Here is a 25,731-nt window from a genome sequence, read left to right as displayed (position 1 = left end):
GTGACTAGCACCAAACCTGTAGTACTCCTCGCTGAGGAACTTTCGCCCGCCACGATCGAGGCCCTTGGCCCGGACTTTGAAATCCGGCAGACCGACGGCGCCGACCGTTCCCAGCTGCTCTCTGCGATCGCCGACGTCGACGCGATCCTGGTCCGTTCCGCCACCCAGCTGGACGCCGAAGCCATCGCCGCCGCGAAGAACCTCAAGGTGATCGCCCGTGCCGGCGTCGGCCTCGACAACGTCGACATCAAAGCCGCCACGCAGGCGGGTGTCATGGTGGTCAACGCCCCCACTTCGAACATCGTCTCCGCCGCCGAACTCACCGTTGGCCACATCCTCAGCCTGGCCCGCCACATCCCGCAGGCCAGTGCCGCGCTGAAGGACGGGGAGTGGAAACGCTCTAAGTACACCGGCATCGAACTCTACGAGAAGAAGATCGGCATCATCGGCCTGGGCCGGATCGGCGCCCTCGTCGCCGCCCGCCTGAAGGGTTTCGACACCAAGATCCTCGCCTACGATCCCTACATCACCTCCGCCCGCGCCGCCCAGCTCGGCGTCCAGCTGGTGACCCTCGACGAGCTGCTCGCGCAGTCTGACTTCATCAGCATCCACATGCCCAAGACGCCGGAGACCGTCGGCATGCTCGGCGCCGAGTCCTTCAAGAAGATGAAGCGCACCGCGTACGTCGTCAACGTCGCCCGCGGCGGCCTCGTCGATGAGGAAGCCCTGTACGCTGCCCTGGAGTCCGGCGAAATCGCCGGTGCCGGCGTCGACGTCTTCGTCAAGGAACCCAGCACCGACCTGCCGTTCTTCAAGCTGGACAACGTCGTCGTCACACCGCACCTGGGCGCGTCCACGGACGAGGCGCAGGAAAAGGCCGGTGTCTCGGTCGCGAAGTCCGTCCGTCTGGCCCTGGCCGGGGAACTGGTTCCCGACGCCGTGAACGTCGCCGGCGGCGTGATCGCCCCGGACGTCCGCCCGGGCATCCCGCTGATGGAAAAGCTGGGCCGCATCTTCACCGCGATGACCCACACCTCGCTGACCCAGTTCGACGTCGAGGTCGCCGGCGAAATCGCTTCCCTCGACGTCAAGGTGCTCGAACTCGCGGCACTCAAGGGCATCTTCGCCGACATCGTGACCGAACAGGTCTCATACGTCAACGCCCCCGTGATCGCCGAGCAGCGTGGCATCAACGTCCGGCTCATCACCACACCGGACACCGAGTCCTACCGCAACGTCCTGACCCTGCGCGGCGCCCTCAGCGACGGCACGCAAATCTCCGTCGCCGGAACGCTGACCGGACCCAAGCAGGTCCAGAAACTCGTCGGGATCAACGGCTTCGAGGTGGAGATCCCGATCAGCGAACACCTGGTCGTGGTTGCCTACTCGGACCGCCCCGGCGTGATCGGCACAATCGGACACATCCTCGGCATGAACAACATCAACATCGCCGGCATGCAGGTGGCACGGCAGGACGAGGGCGGCCAGGTGCTCGCCCTGCTGACCATCGACAGTTCTGTCCCGCAGCAGGTCCTGGACGCCATCAAGGCCGGCATCGGCGCTGACATGGTGCGCGAGGTCGACCTCGAGGACTGAGGTCCTCACGAGGGACACCGGCGGCGGCTCGGACCGCCGCCGGTGTCCGCGAACCCATGGCCGGTCTGCGTACAATGGCTACGTCCGAATTTCGGATCCGGCCGGCAGCCCGGCCTTACTTTTTGCACACCCGGCAGGGGACGCCTTCACTTCCGTACGGAATGAACTTTGGTGTGCGCTCGCAATCCAGCTTTCAGGAGTCCAATGAACGCCGTCCAGAGGTTCATCAGAAGCCGAGTGCTTCTGCTGACCGCGTCCATTTTGATCGCGGCCATGTGCCTTTCGGTCCTCGTTCAGGGCCAGTCGCAGGCCGCCTTGAACCGCACGGTCGACCAGAACTCCCGTGGCCTCTACGACATCCTTGTCCAGGCTAGGGCCGGGGACAACGGCGGGCTCATGCAGCCGGACATCGCCACCGGACAGGGCGGCATCAGTTTCGACCAGCTGGACGCGCTCCGGAAGCTCTCCGGCACCTCCGTGGCGGCGCCGATCAGCCTGGTCTCCCGCGTCACCCAGAACCTCGAGTCCCCGCGCCTGGAAGCCACCGACTACCTCGGGTTCAACGCAGGCCTCGCCGGCACCGCCGGTGACCCCACCGCGACTGATCCGAGCAAATGGCCGGCCGCTGAGTCGGTCCTGTCCGACACGCCCAAGAAGTACCGGCTCACCGCCAGCGCCGTCAGCTCCGACGGCCGGTCCGACCAGACCCTGTTCAAAACCATGGCCGAAGGCTCCCTCGGCAAGGCGAAGCTCATCGAGGAGCAGGTCGCGGGCGGCAAGAACGTCCGCATCGCCGGACCGGTGGGGGAGACCGGCATCAAATTCCCGGCCCCCGCCGGCGGCTCCGAGCACAACCTCTTCAACCTCTCCGTGTCCCTGCCGCTTGCGCCCCAGGTGACGGAGTCCGTCGTCGCTGTCGACCCCGTCTCCGAGCGAGCCCTGCTCGGGCCCGCCGGGGACTTCCTCGCCCCGCTGGAGAAGGCGCCGCCCGCCGACGCCCGCGACGCCGGCGCGATCGGCCGCCACTTCGAGAGCCTTTTCAGCACCGGCATCGGCATGGACGAACTGAAGGAAGGCCCCGATTTCCTCGGCGTCAAACTCAAGTACTGGGCCCCGCTGATGAGCCAGTACCAGCAGGCCAAGCGCAGCGGCCTGCTCACCGATGACTCGCAGGCGATCCCGCTGATTGTCCGCACCGGCACGTCCCTTGACCTCAAGTATTCGGTCAAGATTGAGGAAATCGACGGATCCGGCAACGTCACCAAAGACGTCGGGACCGTGACCCGCTCGCTGGACAAGGACTACCTCCCGTTCGTCTCCAAGTCGCCGTTCACGATGGCCTGGCCCGGGTCCACGGACCTTTCGCAGCTGCTCGGTGACACCGGAACCTTCAGCCAGGGCCTCTACAACCCCGCCACCTGGAGCACCGACTTCGCCTCCGCCCCGAAGTACCAGGACGGCGAAACGGCAGGCAACGGCGCCGTGGACAAGACCGCCACCCCCGGCGACTGGGTCACCGTGAACCGCCTTCCGGAGAAAGCGGCCAACGGCGCCGCAGTGGACCAGACCCAGCGCAAGCCGGTGGAGGAGCGCGCCTACCGCGAGGACCTCAAGACCGGCAAGAAGCCCGCCACGCCGCTGGCCATGGTGTACGGCACCTTCGACGCCGGGACCGTCCAGCAGGCCGCCGGCGACGTCAACCGCCTGCCGCTGGGCGGCTACGATCCCACGCCGTTCACACTTACCAAGGACGCAGCGGGCAAGGACGCCGCCAACACCAAGCTCAAGCCCTCGCTGAGTGCCACCGGCCTGGCCAGCCAGTCCGCCGGTGCCATCACCGACTATTACGGCCTGGCCGCTGCCCGCGGCTTCGACGACAACGCCGCCGTCATCGACGCCGTCCGCGTCCGGGCCAAGGTGCCCGGCAGCTGGAAGGAGGCCCAGCCGGAGGTGGAGAAGCTCGCCGACGAAATCCGCGACCTGGGCCTGCAGGCCACGGTTGTCGCCGGATCCGCCCGCGAAGACGCCAGCATCTTCGTCCCCGGCTACTCCAAGGACGACGCCGGCAAGGAGTCCCCGCTCGGCACCGTCCAGCAGTCCTGGGTCCGCCAGGACGCCGCGGAGGCCGTCTCCGGCTCCCTCACCGGCACCAACCTGACCCTGCTCTTCCTCACCCTCTGTGGTGCGGCCCTGCTGACCGGGGCATCGACCGTCAGCTACGTCCGGAAACGCCGCACCGAGGCCGGAACCCTGCGTGCCATGGGCTGGACCCAGCGCCGGATCAGGCACTGGGTGCTCGCCGAATTCGGCGTCGGTGCCGCCCTGCTGGCCGTCGCCGGCATCATCCTGAGCCTGGTCAGCTGGAACCCCGCCACGGCAATCGTCTCGGCCTCCGTCCTGGTGCTCTACGCCGGCGCTGCCGTCTTCGCCGCCCAGCAGCTGCGCCACCGGGAAGTCGTGGACCAGGAACCGCAGCACGATGAACGCCTCATCGCCGTTGACTCCCCGCTGACCTTCGCCAACCGGCAGTTGAGCACCAACAAGTTCAACACCGGTTCGCTGGCCGTCGCCGTCGGCGTCTTCGGCGCAGCAGTCGGCGGCATGGTCGCGCTGCTGATCGACATTCCCCGGGCTGCCGGAGCCAGCGCGCTCAGTGGCCTGGCGGCCACATCGATTGCCCTGCCGAGCCTCATCCTCGGCCTGTCCGGGGTCGCCGTCGGCCTGCTGCTGACCATGGTCACCGGCCGCTTCGAACTGCAGGCCAAGCGCCAGTACCTCGGCACGCTGCAGGCGATGGGCTGGAACCCGGACATGCTGGGCCAGGTTCGGTTCTTCGAAAATGCCATGGTGGGGATGGTCGCACTGCCGCTCGGCGTGATCGGTGCCCTCGGCATCGGCCTCGTCCTCGCCCCCTATGCCGCGCTCTGGGCCGCAGTCGCCGGGCTCGTGGCTGTACTTTGCTGGATTCCAATTGCAACGAAAGTGGTCCGATGAACAACGACCTGAACCTCGACCGTGAGGCTCACGACCGGATGACGGCGAGCACCCGCCGCGGCGGCCACAAGACGCGAGCCAACACCATCGTGAAGGCCACCGACCACGCCACGCCGCTGGAACTGAGCAACATCACGATCCACTACGGCGGCGGCAAGGGAGGCGCCGAGGCCGTCAACGTGGTCGACGACTTCAACATGACGCTGCACGCCGGCGAGATGCACTGCGTCGCCGGCCGCAGCGGCTCGGGCAAGACCAGCATCCTGACCGTCGGCGCGGGCCTGACCCTGCCGACGTCGGGCCGGGTGTTCTGGGAAGGCGATTCCCTCGAAACCATGGGCGACGACGAAATCGCCGACCGCCGCCGCGCCCTGATCGGCTACGTCGACCAGGGCGGCGCCCTGATCGACGGGATGAGTGCGCTCGAAAACGTGCTGCTGCCCGCCGTTCCCGACGGCGAGGTGGACCAGCGCCGCGACATGGCCAAGGACCTCCTGGACCTCGTCGGCCTCGGCCGTCGCATGCGCCACCGTCCGGCCCAGCTCTCCGGCGGTGAACGCCAGCGCGTCGCGATCGCCCGGGCCCTGATCCTCGGCACCCGCGTCCTGGTGGTCGATGAGCCGACCGCCAGCCTGGACCGCGCCTCGGCCAACCGCATCATCAGCATCCTCAAGGACACAACGTCGGACGGGATCGCCGTCCTGGTGGCGTCACATGACCACGAACTTGTCCGCCAGAGCGATACCCTCACCGAACTGATTTAGGTTTAAACAGTGACAGCTTCCGAGAAGACCCCGTTCTACATCACGACGGCCATCAGTTACCCTAACGGTGTGCCGCACATCGGCCACGCCTACGAGGTCATCGCCACCGATGCGATGGCGCGTTTCAAGCGCCTGGACGGCCACGACGTCTTTTTCATGACCGGCACGGACGAGCACGGCCTGAAGATGCAGCAGACGGCGGAAAAGGAAGGCATCCCGGTCAAGGAACTCGCCGACCGCAACTCCGCGGCCTTCCGGCAGATGAGCGATGACCTCGGCATCTCGCTGAGCCGCTTCATCCGCACCACCGACCCGGACCACTACGAGGCGGCCAAGGCGCTCTGGCAGCGGATGGAAGCCAACGGGGACATCTACCTCTCGAAATACACCGGCTGGTATTCGGTCCGCGACGAGCGCTATTTCGTCGAGGATGAGACCGAGGTCCAGGCCGATGGCCTGCGCTACGCGTCCGAAACCGGCACCGAGGTGACCTGGACCGAGGAGGAAAGCTACTTCTTCAAGCTCTCCGCCTACCAGGACAGGCTGCTGGCGCTCTACGCGGACCATCCCTCCTTCGGCGCCCCGCACAACCGCTTCAACGAGGTCGTCAGCTTCGTCAAGGGCGGCCTCGAGGACCTGTCGATCAGCCGCACCTCCTTCGACTGGGGCGTTCCCGTCCCCGGCAACCCGGGCCATGTGATGTACGTCTGGGTCGATGCGCTGACCAACTACTTGACCGGCGTCGGCTTCCCGGACACCGAATCCGATTTGTTCCGGAAGTACTGGCCGGCGGACGTCCATGTGATCGGCAAGGACATTTCCCGGTTCCACGCCGTCTACTGGCCGGCGTTCCTGATGTCCGCCGGGCTTGAACTGCCCAAGCGCGTCATGATTCACGGCTTCCTGCACAACCAGGGCGTCAAGATGTCCAAATCGCTCGGCAACGTGGTGGCGCCGGCGGACTGGGTCGCCCAGTATGGCCTCGACCAGGTGCGTTTCTTCCTGCTCCGCGAGGTGCCGTTCGGCGCCGACGGCTCGTACAGCCATGACGCGATTGTGGGCCGGATGAATGCGGACCTCGCCAACAACTTCGGCAACCTGGCCCAGCGTTCGCTGTCCATGGTCCTGAAGAACTGCGACGGCACCGTTCCTGTCCCCGCCGGTTTCAGCGCCGAGGACACCGCGCTGCTGGACCAGGCAAACGCGCTGCTGGACATCTCCCGGGCCGCGTTTGAAAAGCAGGAGTTCAGCCGGGCCCTCGAGGCAACCTGGAACGTCCTTGGCGACACCAACGCGTACTTCGCCGAGCAGGCGCCCTGGGTGCTGCGGAAGACCGACGTCGAACGCATGAACACCGTCCTGTACGTCACCCTGGAGGTGCTTCGGATTGTCGCCATCCTTGCCCAGCCGGTGATGCCGACGGCGGCCGGGGCCATCCTGGCGACCCTCGGCCAGCAGGAGGGGGAAGCCCGCGACTTCACGGCCCTGGGCACCCCGATCAAGGCCGGTACGGCACTGCCGGCCCCGGTTCCGGTCTTCCCAAAGTACGAGGAACCCGCCGAGGCCTGACCCGGTTCGCCGGCCCGCCGGTTCGCCAGCCTGACCCGGTTCGCCGGCCCGCCGAGGTGAGACTTCACGCCCATGTTCTTGGACGCGATGGGCGCGAACTATCACCCCGGGAGCGGCCGGTCCTGCCAGCACCGGCCGCTCCCGCCGGCGTCGGTCGAAGTCGGCCGCTGCCTCTAACGCTCCTCCACCCAGATGAAGGGTGGGGGAGCGTTTTGCGTTGTGCTCGCAAGTGGTCAGGGAGTCCATCCGAGTAGTCATTCCTGATCCGGGGGCCTGGTCAGCCGCGCGGCGGCATCGGTTGGTTACCTGCAGGTAGTCAATCGCCCGGGACTGAGTACTCCCTTGGCGAAATGGGGTATTAGTCCATCGATTAGACGAGTACCAACTACTCATGACGCCCTCAGGGTCGCCCGCCTAGCCTGAAATAGCAAGCGAACTGAGGACACTGCTGGGGAGTAACTGTCACCTTTCAATTCGCTTTGGAGGTCTCGAATTTCTCTTGGGTCTCGATGATGGTTACTCCGCGCGGTCAAGCCAGGTATTTAACTGACGAGACGGAGCGACGGACAATGAGAAAAATAATTGCCACACTGGGGATAGTGGGACTGGGCCTTATGACCGCCACGGTCTCCGCCAACGCGGCACCCAAGGACGACGACGAAAAGAAGATCACGATCTGCCACGCTACGAAGTCGGCTGAGAACCCGTGGGTCTTGGAGACCGTCAACCTCAGCGCGCTGAAGGCCCACGCGGACGACACCCTCGATATCGTGCCTGTAAACGACGGAACAGTCATGCCGCAGGGCCAGAACTTGACCACGGCGAATCTGGCGTTCCTGGCCAACAACTGCGAAGCCGTCATTGTCCCTCCGGTGGATGAAACCCCGGACCCGGTGGATGAAACCCCGGACCCGGTGGATGAAACCCCGGACCCGGTGGATGAAACCCCGGGTGCGGTTACGCCGGGCGCTGCCCTCCCGAAGCCGGCAGCAACCGTCGTGGTACCGAAGGCGACTGTTCCGGTTGCGAAAGCCGTAGTTCCTGCTCCGAAGGCAGCGGCTGCTGCCGCCAAGAAGACCAACGTCGGCTACAACGTCCAGACCGCTGTGGGCCAGACCTCGGACACCGGCATCCCCGTGTGGCTGATGGCGCTGACCGGCGTTCTCACCGCGGGCGCGGCCACGGTGGTCTGGCAGGGCGGACGACGCGCCCGGGGCACCGAAAACTAAGTAGGGGCAGTACAAGGGCGGGTGCTGCAGTGCAGCACCCGCCCTTCACTTTCTCCCTCCGCGGCACCGGCATATCGACAGGAGCATCCATGGGCAGTCACCGACAGATCCACCGGCGACAGGTACCCGGTTTCCGAGGCCTCGTGCTCAGGCCGAGGGATATGCTCATCCTGGCCGTCTGCGTGCTGGGAATCATTACCGCCTGGGTATTCTACGCAGCATCCGGTCCGGCCAGCGGGCAGCCCGGCCACGGCCTGGAGCCGGAGGCAGCCAAGTCCCTGGCCGGCATTTCCGCGGCACAGTCGACGGCGTCCCCCTCTGCTGACCCGGCCGGCAGCAGCGCCAGGCTGTTCCCGCTCGGAACCGCGGCCCCGAGCGGGGTCCCGGAGTCCACACCCCAGGGACCCGCTGCGTCCGTCCCGCAACGCATCACCTACCCGGCGGCAGGTATGGATGTTGTGGTTCACCCCCTGAAGCCGGAGAACTCCGACACAGAAAACCGGAGCATCGTGCCGCCGGAAACGATGGACGGCTACTGGCTCACCCCCTTTGGCACCCCCGGTGTCGGATCCGAGAACACGACCTATGTCATCGGCCACAGCTGGGAGGGCCTGGACGCGCCGTTCAACCACTTGAGCTCCGCGGCGGTCCCGGGCGATGCCCTCACCGTCGCCACGGAGACCGGAACACTGAAGTACGTGGTGGAGTCGGTCACGACCTACACGAAGTCGACCCTGAAGGACAGTCCCGTCTGGGATGCCGTCCCCAACCGGCTGGTCCTGATCAGCTGCTACACGGAGGATCCCTGGGGAAAGAACGTGGTGGTGGTCGCCACGCCGGCCCGCGGCCCCTGATCCGCCTCGCCACACGCCCGCACGTTCGCCGAGGTGATACTTCGCGCCCATGTCGGGCTGCGATATGGGCGCGAAGTATCACCTCGGCGTCGGGAAGCGCGGTGGGAAGCGGCGTCGGGAAGCGGCGTCGGGAAGCGCGGTGGGAAGCGCGGTGGGAAGCGCGTCGGGAAGCGCCGCCGGCAAGCGCCGCCGGGAAGCGCGGTGGGATGCAGCGTGTGAAGCGCGTCGCGGGCCACGGAGCGGCTGTTCGAATAATGAGACGAGTTGCCCAGCATGTGGATCACTTGGCTAACCTGAAAGCATGAGCGCATCCACGATTGATCTGGCTGTTATTCCCGGCGACGGCATCGGCCCCGAGGTCACGGCCGAAGCCCTGAAGGTCCTTGAGAAGGCCGCCGCTGCCGAAGGCATCGTCCTGCAGCAGACACACTACAAGCTGGGTGCCCAGCACTGGCTCGAAACGGGGGAGACCCTGCCGGAGGAAACGCTCGCAGACCTCCGCACCCGCGACGCCATCCTCTTCGGTGCGGTTGGCGCGGCCCCCGGCGACACCAGGATTCCGTCCGGCATCATCGAGCGCGAAATGCTGCTCAAGCTACGCTTCCGGCTGGACCACTTCGTCAACCTCCGCCCGTCTCGGCTCTACCCGGGGGTCGCCAGCCCGCTGGCCAACCCCGGCGAGATCGACTTCGTCGTGGTCCGGGAAGGCACCGAGGGCCCCTATGTGGGCAACGGCGGCACCCTGCGCGCCGGCACCCCTCACGAGGTCGCCACCGAGGTCTCGCTCAACACCGCCCACGGCGTGGAACGCGTGGTCCGGGATGCCTTCCGCCGCGCCAACGACAGGCCGCGCAAGAAGCTCACCCTCGTGCACAAGCACAACGTCCTGGTCTTCGCCGGCCACCTCTGGAAGCGCACCGTGGAGGCCGTGGCCCAGGAGTTCCCGGAGGTCACCCATGACTACCTGCACATCGATGCCGCCACGATCTTTATGGTCACCGACCCGGCGCGCTTTGACGTGATCGTCACGGACAACCTCTTCGGCGACATCATCACCGACCTCGCCGCCGCGGTCACCGGCGGAATCGGCCTTGCCGCGTCCGGCAACATCAACATGGAACGCACGGCCCCATCCATGTTTGAACCCGTGCACGGCTCAGCACCGGACATCGCGGGCCAGCAGAAGGCGGATCCCACCGCGGCCATCCTCTCCGCCGCGCTGCTGCTGGACCACCTCGGCTATTCCGCCGCCGCCCGCAAAATCGAAGCCGCCGTCGTGGCCGACGTCGCCGGCCGCGGGACCGCGGTCCGCAGCACGAGCGCCATCGGCGACGCCATCGCCGCCGCCCTGTAGGCGGCCCGTTTGCGTGGAGCCGGTGCCGCGCGGGAGGGTCTGCCAACGGGCGTAAGCTTGTTTCGAATCACCAATATGCTGCCGTGGTACGCCGCTGAACCACGTTCACCCGCCAGGCAGCCGACCGTGGAGGAACCATGACTCAGACTGCCCATGGCGTCGAATTCACCCAGCAGCCCTCGGCAACCCCGAAGTCCGCTGAAGAACGTGCTGCCATCCTGGCGAACCCGGGGTTCGGCAACTATTTCACCGACCACACCGCCATCGTCGACTACAGCGTCGACGCCGAGGGCAAGGGCGGCTGGCACGATGCCCGGATTGAGGCCTACGGACCCATCTCCCTGGACCCTTCCGCTGCAGTGCTCCACTACGGTCAGGAAATCTTCGAAGGGCTCAAGGCCTACCGGCACGCCGACGGATCCATCTGGACGTTCCGCCCCGAGGCCAACGCCGCCCGCCTGAACAGGTCCGCCCGCCGGCTGGCGCTCCCCGAGCTCCCGGACGAGTACTTCCTGGGCGCCATCCGCGAGCTCGTCTCGGCGGACAAGGAATGGGTGCCCGCCGGCGACGGCGAAGCCCTCTACCTGCGGCCCTTTATGATCGCCACGGAGGCCTTCCTCGGCGTCCGCGCCGCCCGCGAGGTCTCCTTCCGCGTCATCGCTTCCCCGGCCGGGAACTACTTCGGCGGCGAACTCAAGCCGGTCTCCATCTGGATCTCCCGCGAATACGCCCGCGCCGGCCGCGGCGGCACCGGCGCCGCGAAATGCGGCGGCAACTACGCCGCCTCACTGATCGCGCAGCAGGAAGCCGAGGCCAACGGCTGCAAGCAGGTGCTGTTCCTCGACCAGTTCAATGACAACGCCGTCGAAGAGCTGGGCGGCATGAACGTGTTCTTCGTGATGAAGGACGGCTCGCTGGCCACCCCCGCGCTGAGCGGAACCATCCTGGAGGGCATCACCCGGATGTCCGTCATCCAGGTGGCCAAGGACTTGGGCCGTGAGGTGACCGAACGCAAGATCACGCTGGATGAATGGCGGGACGGTGTGGCCTCCGGTGACATCGCCGAGGTCTTCGCCTGCGGGACCGCCGCCGTGATCACGCCGATCGGTGTGCTCAAGGATGACACCGAGTTCATCGGCTCCGAGGACGCCAAGGCGGGGGAGACCACCATGGCCATCCGCCAGAAGCTGCTCGGCATCCAGACCGGCACCGTCGAGGACACCCACGGCTGGCTGACCCGCCTCGCCTAAACAGTAGAGCCTTAGCAACAGGCAGCGTCCGACGGCGGCCCCCACCTTACGGTGCGGGGCCGCCGTCGTCGTTCGCTGAGTTCCGACCGGCCGCAGGGCCCTGGCCCAAAGCCACTGGTTGCGCGCCGGCCGCGAGGGGACAATATGGCCCATGACGGGACTGATTCAGGTGCTGGGCGTCATTTTCGGGGTTGTGCTGATCCTGGTCGGGATCCTCGAGTCCTTCTTCTTCCGGGACCAGCGCTTCCGCCGGCTGTTCCTGATCAAGCCTGAGGACACGGACGCAGTGCGGTTGTGGACCTTTAACCTCGGGTTCTACAACATGATCTGGGGAGTGGGCGCGATCATCGGCGCGGTCATGCTGGCAGATCCGGAGCCCGCCGCCGGGTGGACCCTGTTGCTCTTCACCTGCCTGGGCCACGTGCTCCTCGGCATCATCCTGGTGCTGTCCGAGCGGCGGCTGTGGGCGAGCGCCATCGCCGAGGCACTCCTGCCGGCGGTCATTGCCGCCCTGCTGCTCGTGTGACTGGGGCGCGTGTGACAGCCGGCTCGTGTGACTGACGCTTCGGTGGCAAGATGGAACTGTGATTCCGGATGACCCCCGCGCCATGGTGCGCAGCACAGAGCTGACCCGCTTCAGGCTTGCCCCCAACCCGGGGCCGATGAGCCTGCACGGGACCAACTCCTACGTCATTGCGGCCCCCGGGGCGGCCGGCACCGTGGTGGTCGATCCCGGCCCGCTGGATGAGCCGCACCTGCAGGAACTGGCCGGGGCCGGCGCCGTCGAACTCATCCTGATCACCCACCGGCACGCCGACCACACCGCCGCCGCCGCCCGGTTCGCCGAACTGACCGGCGCACCCGTGCGCGCCAAGGATCCCGCCCACTGCCATGGCGGACGACCCCTCGTCGACGGCGAAGTCATCCACGCCGCCGGGGCCGAGATCAGGGTGCTGGCGACGCCGGGGCACACCTCGGACTCGGTCTGCTTCCACCTGCCGCACGACGGCGACCGCGGCTCGGTCCTCACCGGCGACACGATCCTCGGTCTCGGGACCACGGTCCTGGACTACCCCGACGGCACCCTGGGCGACTACCTGGCGTCGCTGGACTTGCTGGAAAGCCTGGGCCCCGCGACCGTCCTCCCGGCCCACGGGCCGATGCTGCCGGCCCTGGACACGATCGTCCGCGCCTACCGGGACCACCGTGAGGACCGCCTCGGGCAAATCCGCTCAGCACTGAAGGACCTGGGATCCGGAGCCGCCGTGGCCGACGTGGCCGACGTGGCCGACGCGGTGTACGCCGCCGTCGATCCTGCCGTGCGGCCCGCGGCGGAACTGTCCGTGGCCGCGCAGCTGCACTACCTGCGCCTGGACAGCGGCACCGCCTGAATCCCCAGTAACTGGCGGCCAGGGCCGTTTCAGCCCTCCGTAAGGCCACTGCTGCGTGTCAGTTGGGTGCGGGAGTGCCCCGCACGGCCGCCCCCGCAGTCCGGCACGCCGCGCGCGAGACGGTACGCTAGGAGCCATGCGTATCGCCCGGTTTGTAGTCGATTCTGATCCCCTCTACGGCATTGTTGAAGGTGAGCCCGGCAGTGAGGAAGTCACTGTCATCAACGGCGACCCGTTCTTCCACGGCGTGGAACGAACCGCCGTGCGGCACAAGCTGGAGGACGTGCGCCTGCTGGCCCCGATCATCCCGCGCAGCAAGGTCATCGGCGTCGGCCGCAACTTCGTGGAACACGCCGAGGAACTCGGCAACGAGATCCCGAAGCACCCGCTGCTCTTCCTGAAGCCCAACACGTCCGTGATCGGACCCAACGACCCGATCGTCCTGCCGGAGTTCTCCGAGGAAGTGTCCTTCGAAGCCGAGCTCTGCGTGGTGATCGGGCGGATCTGCAAGGACGTTCCCGAGGAACGCGTCGACGAGGTCATCTTCGGCTACACCTGCGGCAACGACCTCACCGCCCGCGACGTCCAGAAAACCGACCTGCAGTGGGCCCGGGCCAAAGGCTTCGACACCTCCGCCCCGCTGGGGCCGTGGATCGAGACCGAGCTGAACACCGAGGACCTGCAGATCCAGGGCCGCCTGAACGGTGAACTGCGCCAGGACGGAAGCACCAGCCAGATGGTCCGCGGCGTCCGCGAACTCGTCTCCATCGTCTCGCAGGCCTTCACCCTGCTCCCCGGCGATGTCATCATGACCGGCACCCCGGCCGGCGTCGGACTTGTCCAGGCCGGCGACCGCTTCGAGGTCGAGATCGAGGGGATCGGCCGGCTCTCCAACCCGGTCGTCCGCCGCTAGGCAGTTCTCCTAGAACCGGCGCTGATTTCGAATCTACGCCGGTTTCGGACAGCCGCACCGTTGATCCACGGTGCGGCTGTCCGTTTTCGCAGCGGAAACCCCCGGCGCGCGGCAAAGAGCGGGGTTGGTAATGTTGGTACCACTATGACTATTCCCTCCGCGCCCGACGCAGTCTCCAGCTCCGCCCCCACCGTGACCAGCGAAGTCACCGCCGACACCCCGGTCCGGGTCCGCTTCTGCCCGTCACCCACCGGCACCCCGCACGTCGGCCTGATCCGCACGGCCCTGTTCAACTGGGCGCACGCCCGCCACACGAAGGGCACCTTCGTGTTCCGCATCGAGGACACGGACGCGGCGCGCGACTCGGAGGAGAGCTACCAGCAGCTGCTTGAGGCCCTGAAATGGCTCGGCATCACCTGGGAGGAAGGCGTTGAGGTCGGCGGACCGCACGAGCCGTACCGCCAGTCCCAGCGCCTGGACCTGTACAAGGACGTCGTCACCAAGCTCATCGAGGCCGGCTACGCCTACGAGTGCTACTCCTCCCCGGACGAGGTCGAGGCCCGCCACCGCGCCGCCGGCCGCGACCCCAAACTCGGCTATGACAACTTCGACCGCGAGCTCTCCGCGGAGCAGCTGGCCGCGTTCCAGGCCGAGGGACGCAAGCCTGTCCTCCGCGTGCGGATGCCGGACACGGACGTTACCTTCACCGACATGGTCCGCGGCGACATCACGTTCAAGGCCGGCAGCATTCCGGACTACGTGATCGTCCGCGCGGACGGATCCCCGCTCTACACCTTGGTCAACCCGGTGGACGATGCCCTGATGGGCATCACCCACGTGCTCCGCGGCGAGGACCTGCTCTCGTCCACGCCCCGGCAGGTGGTGCTGATCCGCGCGCTGATGGACATCGGCGTCGCCAGCTACCTGCCGGTCTTTGGGCACCTCCCGTACGTCATGGGCGAGGGGAACAAGAAGCTCTCAAAGCGTGACCCGGAGTCCAACCTCTTCCTGCTCCGGGACCGTGGCTTCATCCCGGAGGGCCTGCTCAATTACCTGTCGCTGCTCGGCTGGAGCCTCTCCGCCGATGAGGACATCTTCACGGTGGAGCAGCTGATCGAGAACTTTGACGTCAACGACGTGCTGGCCAACCCGGCCCGCTTCGACCTCAAGAAGGCCGAGGCCATCAACGGCACGCACATCCGGATGCTCGACGCCGGGGACTTCCGGGGCCGTCTCGTCCCGTACCTGCGCGCCGCCGGGTTTGTCGGCGACACCCTGACCGCGCGGCAGGAGGAGATCCTCACCGAGGCGGCCCCGCTGATCCAGGAGCGGATTTCGCTGCTGGGCGAGGCCCCCGAACTGCTCGCCTTCCTGTTCAAGAACGACGACGGGATCGACGTCGCCGACGACGCCCGCAAGGGGCTGCCGGAGAACCTCACCGAGGTCCTCGACGCCGCCCTGTCCGCCCTGGAACCGCTGGGCGACTGGACCGCGGAGAACATCCAGGCCGCGCTCAAGTCAGCACTCGTCGAGGGCCTGGGCGTCAAGCCGCGGCTGGCCTTCGGCCCGGTCCGCACGGCGATCTCCGGCCGCCGGATCTCCCCGCCGCTCTTCGAATCCATGGTGATCCTGGGCAAGGACTCGTCCCTGGCCCGGCTGCGCGCCTTCCGCGGCTGATGACGGCCGTGCAGTCCGGAATACCGTCCGGCGAGCGGGCAGCGGCCCGGGCCAGCGCCAGGACCGGCGCCCAAACCAGCGCCCTTGCGGCGGGTCTCGGCAGCATCCGCGGTGTGCTGTTCGACATCGACGACACCCTGGTGGATCTCGAATTCGCCATGACGACAGCCCTGCGCGACGTCAGCGAACACCTCCTGCCCGGCCTGGATGAGGCCGGGTGGGAGAAGTTCGGGCGGATCTTCACCCGCGAGACGACGCATTTCTACGACCGGTACCTGGCCGGGGAGCTGAGCTTCAATGAGCAGCGCCTGCTGCGGGGCCGGGCCGCTCTGTGGCACTTCGGCGTGGAGCTGGCGGAGGGCGAGCAGGCCCACCACTGGGTCAGTTCCTACGCCAGCCTGCAGCACGGCTACATCCGCGCCTTCGACGACGTCACCCCCATCCTGGACGCATTGGATGCCGCCGGCATCAGCTATGGCGCCGTGAGCAACAACGTCCACGACTATCAGCGGGTCAAGCTGGACGCTGCCGGGCTGTCACGCATCACTGTTCTAGTGGGCACGGACACCGTGGGGGCCGCTAAGCCGGATCCCGCCATCTACCTTGAAGGCGTCCGCCGCCTTGGCCTTGGGGCCGGCGAAACGCTCTACGTGGGGGACAACCGCCTCCTTGATGCGGACGGATCGACGGCGGCAGGCCTGCTGGGCGTCTGGCTGAACCGCGGCGGGGAACCGGCCCCGGGCTTTGTCGGCCGCGAGATCGGTTCCCTGCTGGAGCTGCTGGCCTAACCCGCCGTGGCCGCGCCGGCACGTGCCCGGCGTGAGCGCAGCACCAGGAAAGCCCCGGCCGCGCCGAGACACAGGACGCCCACCATCGCAACGGCGAGGGCCGCGTCGGACTGGCCCACCATGGTCGACGGCGAGACCGCCGCCGCGCTCGAGTACAGGGTGTCCGTGCCCTCGGCGATCCGGGCATTCCCGTCGGCGAGCTTGTCCGCGCCGGCGGAAAGCTCCGACGAGCCGGACGCAAGTTTGGTGTTGCCGACCGAGAGCTCGCCGGCGCCGGTGGCCAGTGCCAGGGAGCCGCCGAGCAGCCCCGGGTTTGCCGGATCTGCCGGGTCGCCCTTGATGCCCGCGTTGAGCGCCACTGTGCCGTCCGCGAGCCGGGAACTGCCTTCGGTCATTTTTGCTGCGGCCTTGATCAGGCCCGGGTGTGCCGGGTCGCCCGGGACGCCGTCCATACCCGTCCTGATCTTCGCCGTACCGTCGGCGAGCAGTTCGGTGCCGAGGACCACGCCGGGATTTTTAGGGTCCCGGCTGTTGAGCTTGCCCGCCAGGGTCGCGAAACCGCCCGTCAGCTTCTCCGTACCGGCGTGCAACTGGCCTGCTCCCGTCTGGAGTTTGGACGCTCCGGCGTGGAGCTGGGATGCCCCGGTGTGGAGCTGGGATGCCCCGGCCTGGAGCTGGGAGGCACCGGCATCCAGTTTGTGGGCACCAGCAAGAATTTTCGCAATCTTGTCCTTGACTACGGCCAGCGGGACGAGCCCCTGGGCGGGATCGTTGGCCGCGGCCTGGAGCTGCTCAAGGGCCTGCGCGAGCGCCGCGGTTCCGGTCCCGGCTTCAGGGTCATTGTTCGCCCCGCGGTAGCCCTTGAGCTGGGTGGTGCCGGCCTTCAGCTGGGTGGCTCCGGTCTCCAGTTGCCCGGTGCCGGCCTCCAGTGCCGTGGTGCCTGCCTCCAGCTGGGTAGCGCCCGCATTCAGCTGCGTGGCGCCGTCGGCCAGGTTGTTCTCTGCCTTGCCGGCGGCAGTGGGGGTCAGGGCGGCGGAGAGTTGCGCGGCTCCGGCGGCGAGTTTCCGTGCGCCGTCGTCGACCCTGTAGACGCCGGGGGCGAGTTTATTGTTGACGTCGGTTTCGATCTTGATGGCACCCGCGGCCAGCTGGTCGGCGCCGGCGTGGAGCTTCTCCGCTCCGGGGGCCAGTTGCTGGCTGATTCCGTCCCGGACCTTGTCGGCGCCGGCCGAGAGCTTGCCGGCGCCGGCGTCCGCCGCGCCGGCACCCGTGGCGAGCCTTCCGGCACCCCCCTTCAGCCGTTCGGCGCCCGTGGAGGCCAGCCCGACGCCCTCCTGGAGCCGGGCTGAACCATCTACAATCCGGCCGGTGACGAGGGTGTAGAACCCCAGCAGGGCAATCAGCAGCAGGGCAAGGAGCCCGATGGCGATCTGCTGGGCACGGCTGCGGGTCTTGTTGGTGGCGGCACGACTCTGTGTCACAGATGGTTCCTCTCGATGGCGGTGCCGGCAGCGGCAACTGCTGCCGGCCCCCGAACTGTGATGCAGCTAACATCCGGAAATTCCCGCGAAGCTGCCCTCAGCGAAGTGGGGGAGGTTGGTTACTCTTTAGTAACTTACCGAGCGTAAACTTGTGGATGCCGGATTGGCAAGGGTTTTTGCGGAGGCAAAGGGGGTGTCGCCGGTGGCCGCGGCGCCGTCCTGGCCGCGGCGGGACGGCCGATTTGTGCGGAGCAAAACTCTCGGGTAAAGTAATTACTCGTGCTGAGGCGCCGGGAGCGCGGGTTTAGACCCGGGAATCCGGCCCGAAAGTTCCATTGGGATATGGTGTAATTGGCAACACTACGGTTTCTGGTACCGTCATTCTAGGTTCGAGTCCTGGTATCCCAGCTCTGAAAAATCCGCGGATTCCCGCGGCTGATCAGGGGTTTTGAATCGGTCCGCCGATTTGAAACGCTTGCTGAGTGTATGAAATAATCGCTTAGCGCGAATGGCAGAAATGCCGTTCTGGAGAGTACGCGGCCCCATCGTATAGCGGCCTAGTACGCTGCCCTCTCACGGCGGTAACGCGGGTTCGAATCCCGCTGGGGTCACAGCTGAAACGGTCCCGGGCATTAGCCCGGGGCCGTTTTTCATTATCCCGATCCCGTGGCGCGGAACCGGCTTTGGTCCGAACTGACATGATGAAGCCGTGAGTGAAGAATCCCACGGCCAGGCCGTTGAACTGCTGGAAGCCGTCCACCGCGACCTGGCTGCCGCCGGACTGCCGCTGGCGCTGCCCGGGGCGGACGAGGCCCGCCGGGACATCCGCAACGCCCTCGCCCAGCTCGATGATTACATCCTGCCGCGCTACCGCAGCCTGGACGCGCCCCTGCTCGCCGTCGTGGGAGGTTCCACCGGTGCGGGTAAATCGACGCTCGTCAACGGGCTCGTCGGCCACGCTGTGACGCGTGCCGGTGCAATCCGGCCCACCACGCGCCAGCCCATCCTGCTGCACCACCCCGCCGACGGGCACTGGTTCGAGGACCAGCGGGTCCTGCCGAGCCTGAGCCGGATCCGCGGCACGGTGAACCGGAAGCCGCTGCCCGCCAGCCAGGCCGGTCCCACCCCGGACGCGGGGGCGATCACCTCGCTCGTGCTGGTCTCCGATACCGCGGTGCCGCAGGGAATCGCGTTGCTGGACGCACCCGACGTCGACTCCATCTCCGCTGATAACCGCAGGCTCGCCGGCCAGCTGCTCGCGGCCGCCGACCTTTGGGTTTTTGTCACCACGGCCAACCGCTACGCCGACGCCGTTCCCTGGCGCCTGTTGCTCGACGCGGCCTCCCGCGACATCATGGTCGCCGTCGTGCTCGACCGGGTCCCGGCTGCTGCCGAAGCCGAGGTCAGCGCCGACCTGCAGTCCATGCTCAGCAGGGAAGGCCTGGGCGGGGCGCGCCTCTTCGTCGTCCCCGAGGCGGCCCTGGACCCCCTGGGAATGCTGCCGCCCGCCGCCGTGGAGCCGTTGCGGCGCTGGCTGCAGGAGCTCGCCGCGGACGCCGCCGGACGGGCCGCCATAGCCCGCCGGACCCTGACAGGCACCGTCAAGGCCCTGGGGAGCCGTGTGGAGGCCGTGGCGGAGGCCACCCTCGCCCAGGAGCACGCCGCCGGCGTCCTCGCCGGGGATGCCCGGGACGCCTACCGGGACGCCGCAGCCAGAATCCTTGAGGCCACCCGTGATGGCGCACTCCTGCGCGGCGAGGTGCTGGCCCGGTGGCAGGACTTCGTCGGCACCGGCGAGTTTTTCCGGGCCATGGAGCAGAATGTCGGCCGCTTCCGCGACCGGGTAGGCGCCTTCTTCCGCGGCGAACCCGCACCGGCCGTGCGGGTGGAGACCGCGATCGAAAGCGGCCTGCAGGCAGTCATTCTCGATGAGGCCGCCAACGCGGCCGAGGCCACGGACGGGCGCTGGCGCTCCGATCCGGCTGGCCGCCAGCTGCTGGGCGGTGACGACCTCTCGGGAACCTCCGAAGGCTTCGCGGAGCAGGCCGCCGCCGAGATCCGGGCGTGGCAGGGGAGCCTGATGGAACTGATCAGGACCGAGGGCCAGGGCAAACGCAACCAGGCCCGCTGGTTGTCCTTCGGGATCAACGGCCTCGGCGCCGCCCTGATGATCGTGGTGTTCTCGATGACGGCGGGGCTCACCGGGTTGGAGATCGGCGTCGCAGGCGGCACCGCCGTCGTCGGGCAGCGGCTGCTGGAAGCAGTATTCGGCGAGGACGCCGTGCGCCGGCTGGCCCGAACGGCCCGCGAGGATCTCCACACCCGGTGCCAGCGCCTGCTCCAGGCCGAACAGCAGCGGTTCCTGGCCCGGCTGGAAATCGCCGGCGGGGTCCCTCCTGCAGTGCTCGCCGGCCATGCCGCGGCGCTCCGCCGGCTGGCGGCCTCCGCATGAGCCGCCACGGCATCGCCGCTGAGGCCTCCCGGCTGGACCGCCGGCTCGACGCCCTGAACGAGGCCCGCGAACTCGCCGCCGGAGCGCTCCCGGAGGACGTCCTGGACGGCGTCCTCGAAGTGCTGGACCGGGCGAGCTCCCGGCGTTCCCTTTCGGCGGACCACACCGTCGTCGGGTTCTTCGGGGCCACCGGCAGCGGAAAGTCCTCGCTCTTCAACGCCGTCAGCGGGGCGGAAATCGCGACGGCGGCCGCCCGGCGGCCCACGACCTCCGAGCCGCTGGCCGGCATCTGGGGAGCCGAGGGCAGCGACGAACTGCTCGACTGGATTGAGGTCCGGAACCGGCACCACGCCACCCCGGTGCCCGGTTTCGCCGATGAAGGCACCGGCCTGATCCTGCTGGACCTGCCCGACTTCGACTCCACCCGCGCCGCCAACCGCGAGATCGTGGAGCGCATGGTGGGACTCGTGGATGTCCTCGTCTGGGTCCTTGATCCGCAGAAGTACGCCGACGCCGCCGTACACAACGATTTCCTCACGCCGCTGGCCTTCCACGGCGCCGTCACCCTGGTGGTGCTCAACCAGATCGACCGGCTCCCGGCGCTCGAGGTCGGCCCGGTGCTGGAGTCGCTTAAAAGCATTCTGGCGCGCGACGGGCTGGGCAAGGTCCAGGTCATCGGCGCCTCCGCGGTGGTGGGAACCGGGCTGGACAAAGTCCGGGCCGCCATCCGTCAGGTGGCCTCGCAGCGGCAGGCGCAGTCACAGCGCCTCGGCGCCGACGTTACCCGGGCCGCGGCCCGGCTCGCCGAGGCCTCGGGCCCGGGCGGGGCGCCCGGGGTCCAAGCCTCGTCCAAGGCCCGGCTGGCCGAGGAACTGGCCGTCGCGGCCAACGTCCCGGTGGTGGTGGACGCCGTGGTCCGGTCCTACCAGCTGGAGTCGACCCGCCGCACCGGCTGGCCCGTCACCCGGTGGCTGGTCCGCTTCCGGCCCGACCCGCTGCGGCGGCTGAACCTTCGGCGGGAGGGCGCCCGGCCGGACCTCAACCGCACCTCGCTGCCGCCAGCCGGCGCCCCGGAACGTGCCCGCACGGATGCCGCCGTCCGCGAATTTGCCGACGCCGCCTCCGAGGGCGCCCCCGGCCCCTGGCGCGCCGTGATCCGGGGAGCCGCCCGGGAGGGCCGGGAGCGGCTGCCCGACGCCCTGGACCAGGCGATCGCCTCGACTGAGCTGAAGGCCGGGTCCATAGCCTGGTGGTGGTCCCCGTTCAACATCGTGCAATGGCTGGCACTGCTGGTGGCCCTCGGCGGATTTGGCTGGCTCGGCATCCTCGCCGGACTGGCCTACCTGCAGTTTCCCGTCCCGGAGGTACCGCTGGTGGAGGGCTGGCCGCTGCCGACCCTGATGATCGCCGGGGGAGCGCTGCTGGGAATTGTCCTGGCCATCCTCGCAAAGTTCATCGCCGGCGCCGCCGCCCGGGCACGCGGCGCGGCGGCCCGAAGACGGCTCAGGGCCTCCGTGGCGGCCGTGGCGGAGGACCTGGTGGTGGAGCCCGTGGCGCTGGAGGTCAGCCGGCTGGCGTCGTTCACCAAGGCCCTGCAGGCGGCGTCACGCTGACCGGGCTCCGGCGCTCCGGCGGCGCGCAGCCAGGCCTGGGTCAAAGGCCGTGAAGGAGTGCGCTAGGCCAGGGCCGCGGCGTCGCGGACCTTGATCATGGTGCGCAGGTTGCGGGTGGTAGTGGAGGCCTTGTACTTCGGCTTCGAGGACAGCTTGCTGAACGGGCTGTCCAGGGTGCTGCCGGCGGGCGCCAGCCACGCCAGGGCCTCGGGCCCCAGCCGTGTCAGCGCTGTACCGGCCAGGGCGGTGCCGGCTTCATACAGTTCGGCCAGGACCTCGGCGTCGGAGCCGAGTGTGAGGTAGGTGTGGGTGGACGAGTCGTCCGCGGGGTAGGGGCATGCCGCCACCAGTTCGGCGACCCGTTCCGCGGCCAGGACCACGACCCAGGCGTCATAGCCGAAGGCTTCCCGGAGGCACGCCTCGAATTCCTTCTTCACGCCGGCAGCGGACACCTCACTGGCGAGGACCACATTTCCGCTGGCCAGAAGCGTTTTGACCGCCGAGAACGGACGGGACTTCAGGGCTTCCTTCAGTTCGGCCATCCTGATGGTAATGCCGCCGACATTAACCCCGCGCAGGAACACCGCATAGCTGCTCATGCGGACAGCCTATGCCGTCAGTCGTTGGTTTTGCGCAGGGCCTCGGTCAGTACGCGGGCGGCGTTGCACACCACTTCGGCGTGCAGCCGGCCCGGCTGGCGGGTCAGGCGTTCGATCGGGCCGGAGATGGACACCGCGGCGATCACCCGGCCGGACGGGCCGCGCACGGGGGCCGACACCGAGGCGACCCCGGGCTCGCGTTCGCCGAGGCTCTGGCCCCAGCCCCGCCGTCGTACGCCGGCCAGGACGGTGGGCGTGAAGCGGGCGGCCTGCAGGCCTTCCAGGAGCCGGTCGTGGTCCTCCCAGGCGAGCAGCACCTGGGCGGCGGAGCCGGCCTTCATGGACAACTGGGTGCCCACCGGAATGGTGTCGCGCAGGCCGATGGGGCGCTCGGCGGAGGCGACGCAGACGCGCCACTCGCCCTGCCGGCGGAAGATCTGGGCGCTCTCGCCGGTGGCGTCGCGCAGTTGCATCAGGACCGGTCCTGCGGAGGCGATCAGGCGGTCCTCACCGGCGGCGGAGGCGAGCTCCACAAGCCGGCTGCCGAGCACAAAACGGCCCTGGATGTCACGGCTGACCAGCCGGTGGTGGACCAGCGCCAGAGCCAGCCGGTGCACGGTGGGCCGCGCCAGTCCGGTGGCAGCGACAAGCTGCGCCAGGGTGGTGGGCCCGGCCTCAAGTGCGTCAAGCACATGGGCCGCTTTATCGATGACACCGACACCACTAGAATTGTCCATGTAATGATATTGCCGTCTCATTATCTGAGATGCAAGTCCACCCGCTGGCGCATGCAGCGGGTGGGCTGGTTCAGTGGAGACAACAAGCCGGCAAGTACGAACACCGCAGTGAAGGGAGCAGGCCGTGGCAAAGACACTGGCCGAGAAAGTCTGGGACGCGCACGTGGTGCGCAAAGGCGACGGCGAGGGAGCCAACGCGCAGCCCGACCTTCTTTTCATCGACCTCCACCTGGTGCACGAGGTGACCTCGCCGCAGGCCTTTGAAGGCCTCCGGCTGGCCGGGCGCCCGCTGCGGCGGCCGGACCTCACCATCGCCACCGAGGACCACAACACTCCCACGCTGGACATCGACAAGCCAATCGCCGACCTCACCAGCCGCACGCAGATCCAGACGCTGCGCAACAACTGCCAGGAATTCGGTGTCCGGCTGCACTCGCTCGGTGACGCCGAGCAGGGCATCGTCCACGTCGTGGGCCCGCAGCTGGGCCTCACCCAGCCGGGCATGACCGTGGTCTGCGGCGACTCGCACACCTCCACCCACGGGGCGTTCGGCGCCCTCGCGATGGGCATCGGCACCTCCGAGGTCGAACACGTCATGGCCACCCAGACGCTGTCGCTGAAGCCTTTCAAGACCATGGCCATCAACGTCGAGGGCGCCCTGCGGCCCGGCGTTTCCGCCAAGGACATCATCCTGGCCGTGATCGCCAAGATCGGCACCGGCGGGGGACAGGGCTACGTGCTCGAGTACCGCGGCTCCGCGATCCGCGCGCTCTCGATGGAAGCCCGGATGACCATCTGCAACATGTCCATCGAGGCCGGCGCCCGCGCCGGACTCGTCGCGCCGGACCAGACCACCTACGACTACATGTTCGGCCGCCCGCACGTGCCGCAGGGCGCCGAGTGGGATGCCGCCGTCGAGTACTGGAACACCCTGCGCTCCGAGGACGACGCCACGTTCGACGTCGAGGTGGACCTCGACGCCGACACGCTGGAGCCGTTCGTGACCTGGGGAACCAACCCCGGCCAGGGCGTCTCGCTCTCCGCGAAGGTGCCCTCGCCGGAGGACTTCGGCGACGAGAACGCCAAGGCCGCCGCGGAACGCGCGCTGCAGTACATGGGGCTGGAAGCCGGCACCCCGATGAAGGAGATCCGGGTGGACACCGTCTTCCTGGGCTCCTGCACCAACTCCCGGATGGAAGACCTCCGCGCCGCCGCGGACGTCATCCGCGGCCGCACCAAGGACCCCAACATCCGGATGCTCGTGGTGCCCGGCTCCGCCCGGGTCCGGCTCGAGGCCGAGGCCGAGGGCCTGGACAAGGTCTTCAAGGACTTCGGCGCCGAATGGCGCTTCGCCGGCTGCTCCATGTGCCTGGGCATGAACCCGGACCAGCTGGAACCGGGGGAGCGCTGCGCCTCGACCTCGAACCGCAACTTCGAGGGCCGCCAGGGCAAGGGCGGACGCACGCACCTGGTCTCCCCGGTCGTGGCCGCCGCGACCGCGGTGCGCGGCACCCTGAGCTCGCCGTCGGACCTGGACCCCGCACCGGACTCCGCCGCGGTCCGTTCCGACGCCGCCTAACCGGGCCCTGCCCGAATCCACACTGCTCAGAGCCACACCGCTCAGATCCACACCGCCAAGAAGGATCCGCCATGGAAAAGTTCACCACCCACACCGGCATCGGCGTCCCGCTGCGCCAGAGCAACGTCGACACGGACCAGATCATCCCGGCCGTCTACCTCAAGCGCATCACCCGCACCGGCTTCGAGGACGCCCTGTTCGCGGCCTGGCGCAAGGACCCAGCGTTCATCCTGAACCAGGAACCCTTCAACGCCGGCTCCGTGCTCGTGGCCGGCCCGGACTTCGGCACCGGTTCCTCCCGGGAGCACGCCGTCTGGGCGCTCAAGGACTACGGCTTCAAGACCGTGCTGTCCGCACGCTTCGCGGATATCTTCCGCGGCAACTCCGGCAAGCAGGGCCTGCTCGCCGCAGAACTGGCCCAGGATGACATCGAACTCATCTGGAAGGAGCTGGAGAACGCCCCCGGCACCGCGGTCACCGTGGACCTGGTCTCCAAAACCGTCCAGTGCGGCAACATCGTGGCGCCGTTCGCGATCGACGACTACACCCGCTGGCGCCTCCTCGAGGGCCTGGACGACATCGGGCTGACGCTCAACCACGAGGAAGACATCACCGCCTTCGAGGCCACCCGGCCTGCGTTTATGCCCAAAACCCTGCCGGCCAAGCTGTCCTGACGCGCCGCCCGGCAGCACCGCGCCCGGGGTGCCCTGCCCGCCGCCCGCCCACACCAACGCGGAGTCATTTACGGCCCGTCCCGGCCCCCGGGACCGGCCGTAAATGACCCCGCGTTGCCTGGTTTACGACGGCGGCCGCTGGGATTGCGGGGACATCCCGGCGCGCGCCGTATTTCAGATCGGTAACGCTAGCTCCTATGCTTAGCTGGTGCCTTTG

General features: G+C 68.1%; 20 protein-coding genes and 2 tRNA genes. 19 read left to right on the top strand and 3 right to left on the bottom strand.

From position 1 onward, the window contains the following. From serA to AC50YM_RS16410, 13 genes are all read left to right on the top strand, one after another. The gene (gene serA, locus AC50YM_RS16470; RefSeq protein WP_494958028.1) at nt 1-1,596 is read left to right on the top strand and encodes a phosphoglycerate dehydrogenase; all 1,596 of its coding nucleotides are present in this window, start codon (nt 1-3) and stop codon (nt 1,594-1,596) included. 204 nt (nt 1,597-1,800) lie between these two features. Beyond that, nucleotides 1,801-4,590 carry an ABC transporter permease gene (locus tag AC50YM_RS16465; RefSeq protein WP_494958027.1) on the top strand — a complete coding sequence of 930 codons (2,790 nt, stop codon included), beginning with the start codon at nt 1,801-1,803 and terminating at the stop codon, nt 4,588-4,590. After that, nucleotides 4,587-5,354, top strand: coding sequence for an ABC transporter ATP-binding protein (locus AC50YM_RS16460; protein WP_494958026.1), 768 nt, complete (start codon nt 4,587-4,589; stop codon nt 5,352-5,354). The genes AC50YM_RS16465 and AC50YM_RS16460 overlap by 4 nt, the downstream gene beginning before the upstream one ends. Nucleotides 5,355-5,363: 9 nt before the next feature. After that, nucleotides 5,364-6,923 (top strand): methionine--tRNA ligase, encoded by a 1,560-nt coding sequence (metG, locus tag AC50YM_RS16455; RefSeq protein WP_494958025.1) that lies wholly within the window; start codon nt 5,364-5,366, stop codon nt 6,921-6,923. Between the two features lie 569 nt (nt 6,924-7,492). Beyond that, entirely contained in the window at nt 7,493-8,152 is a 660-nt protein-coding gene (locus AC50YM_RS16450) for a hypothetical protein (protein WP_494958024.1), read from the top strand. Nucleotides 8,153-8,313: 161 nt separating this feature from the next. Further along, a complete protein-coding gene (locus AC50YM_RS16445; protein WP_494958023.1) occupies nt 8,314-9,006 on the top strand; it encodes a class F sortase in 693 nt (230 codons plus the stop codon). A 301-nt stretch (nt 9,007-9,307) separates the two neighbouring features. Further along, complete coding sequence (locus tag AC50YM_RS16440; protein ID WP_494958022.1) at nt 9,308-10,360, top strand: 3-isopropylmalate dehydrogenase; 1,053 nt, start codon at nt 9,308-9,310, stop codon at nt 10,358-10,360. Between the two features lie 137 nt (nt 10,361-10,497). Beyond that, nucleotides 10,498-11,610 carry a branched-chain amino acid aminotransferase gene (locus AC50YM_RS16435; protein WP_494958021.1) on the top strand — a complete coding sequence of 371 codons (1,113 nt, stop codon included), beginning with the start codon at nt 10,498-10,500 and terminating at the stop codon, nt 11,608-11,610. A gap of 151 nt (nt 11,611-11,761) precedes the next feature. Then, a complete protein-coding gene (locus tag AC50YM_RS16430) occupies nt 11,762-12,136 on the top strand; it encodes a DUF1304 family protein (protein WP_494958020.1) in 375 nt (124 codons plus the stop codon). Between the two features lie 82 nt (nt 12,137-12,218). Continuing rightward, nucleotides 12,219-13,001: an MBL fold metallo-hydrolase gene (locus AC50YM_RS16425; protein WP_494958039.1), complete on the top strand. Its 783-nt coding sequence runs from the start codon at nt 12,219-12,221 to the stop codon at nt 12,999-13,001. 136 nt (nt 13,002-13,137) lie between these two features. Then, on the top strand, nt 13,138-13,914 hold the full coding sequence (locus tag AC50YM_RS16420; protein WP_494958019.1) for a fumarylacetoacetate hydrolase family protein: 777 nt from the start codon (nt 13,138-13,140) through the stop codon (nt 13,912-13,914). A gap of 144 nt (nt 13,915-14,058) precedes the next feature. Further along, nucleotides 14,059-15,591 carry a glutamate--tRNA ligase gene (gene gltX, locus AC50YM_RS16415; RefSeq protein ID WP_494958018.1) on the top strand — a complete coding sequence of 511 codons (1,533 nt, stop codon included), beginning with the start codon at nt 14,059-14,061 and terminating at the stop codon, nt 15,589-15,591. Next, entirely contained in the window at nt 15,591-16,379 is a 789-nt protein-coding gene (locus AC50YM_RS16410) for an HAD family hydrolase (RefSeq protein WP_494958017.1), read from the top strand. The genes gltX and AC50YM_RS16410 overlap by 1 nt, the downstream gene beginning before the upstream one ends. Here the strand turns inward: AC50YM_RS16410 and AC50YM_RS16405 are convergent. Next, the gene (locus AC50YM_RS16405; RefSeq protein WP_494958016.1) at nt 16,376-17,860 is read right to left on the bottom strand and encodes a hypothetical protein; all 1,485 of its coding nucleotides are present in this window, start codon (nt 17,858-17,860) and stop codon (nt 16,376-16,378) included. The two genes, AC50YM_RS16410 and AC50YM_RS16405, sit on opposite strands and share 4 nt — an antisense overlap. 336 nt (nt 17,861-18,196) lie before the next feature. Between AC50YM_RS16405 and AC50YM_RS16400 the strand changes: the two genes are divergently transcribed. The 4 genes from AC50YM_RS16400 (at nt 18,197) to AC50YM_RS16385 (ending at nt 21,925) form a co-directional block, all read left to right on the top strand. Next, a tRNA-Gln gene (locus AC50YM_RS16400) sits at nt 18,197-18,268 on the top strand. Between the two features lie 130 nt (nt 18,269-18,398). Further along, a tRNA-Glu gene (locus AC50YM_RS16395) sits at nt 18,399-18,471 on the top strand. Between the two features lie 98 nt (nt 18,472-18,569). After that, nucleotides 18,570-20,312, top strand: a complete 1,743-nt coding sequence (locus tag AC50YM_RS16390) for a dynamin family protein (RefSeq protein WP_494958015.1) — start codon at nt 18,570-18,572, stop codon at nt 20,310-20,312. Then, a complete protein-coding gene (locus AC50YM_RS16385) occupies nt 20,309-21,925 on the top strand; it encodes a GTPase (RefSeq protein WP_494958014.1) in 1,617 nt (538 codons plus the stop codon). The genes AC50YM_RS16390 and AC50YM_RS16385 overlap by 4 nt, the downstream gene beginning before the upstream one ends. Nucleotides 21,926-21,987: 62 nt before the next feature. Here AC50YM_RS16385 and AC50YM_RS16380 read toward each other — a convergent pair whose 3' ends face one another. Then, nucleotides 21,988-22,524: a DUF1697 domain-containing protein gene (locus AC50YM_RS16380; RefSeq protein ID WP_494958013.1), complete on the bottom strand. Its 537-nt coding sequence runs from the start codon at nt 22,522-22,524 to the stop codon at nt 21,988-21,990. Nucleotides 22,525-22,541: 17 nt separating this feature from the next. Then, nucleotides 22,542-23,261, bottom strand: coding sequence for an IclR family transcriptional regulator (locus AC50YM_RS16375; protein ID WP_069952151.1), 720 nt, complete (start codon nt 23,259-23,261; stop codon nt 22,542-22,544). A gap of 124 nt (nt 23,262-23,385) precedes the next feature. On the opposite strand from AC50YM_RS16375, the gene leuC reads away from it, so the two are divergent. Beyond that, a complete protein-coding gene (gene leuC, locus AC50YM_RS16370) occupies nt 23,386-24,840 on the top strand; it encodes a 3-isopropylmalate dehydratase large subunit (RefSeq protein WP_494958012.1) in 1,455 nt (484 codons plus the stop codon). A gap of 71 nt (nt 24,841-24,911) precedes the next feature. Continuing rightward, complete coding sequence (gene leuD / locus AC50YM_RS16365) at nt 24,912-25,514, top strand: 3-isopropylmalate dehydratase small subunit (protein WP_494958011.1); 603 nt, start codon at nt 24,912-24,914, stop codon at nt 25,512-25,514. Nucleotides 25,515-25,731: the final 217 nt, after the last annotated feature.

This window comes from Pseudarthrobacter sp. RHLT1-30-1 (assembly GCF_059383415.1).
Note: the sequence above shows the minus strand (reverse complement) of the source record. Positions and strands in the feature narration are given on the sequence as shown.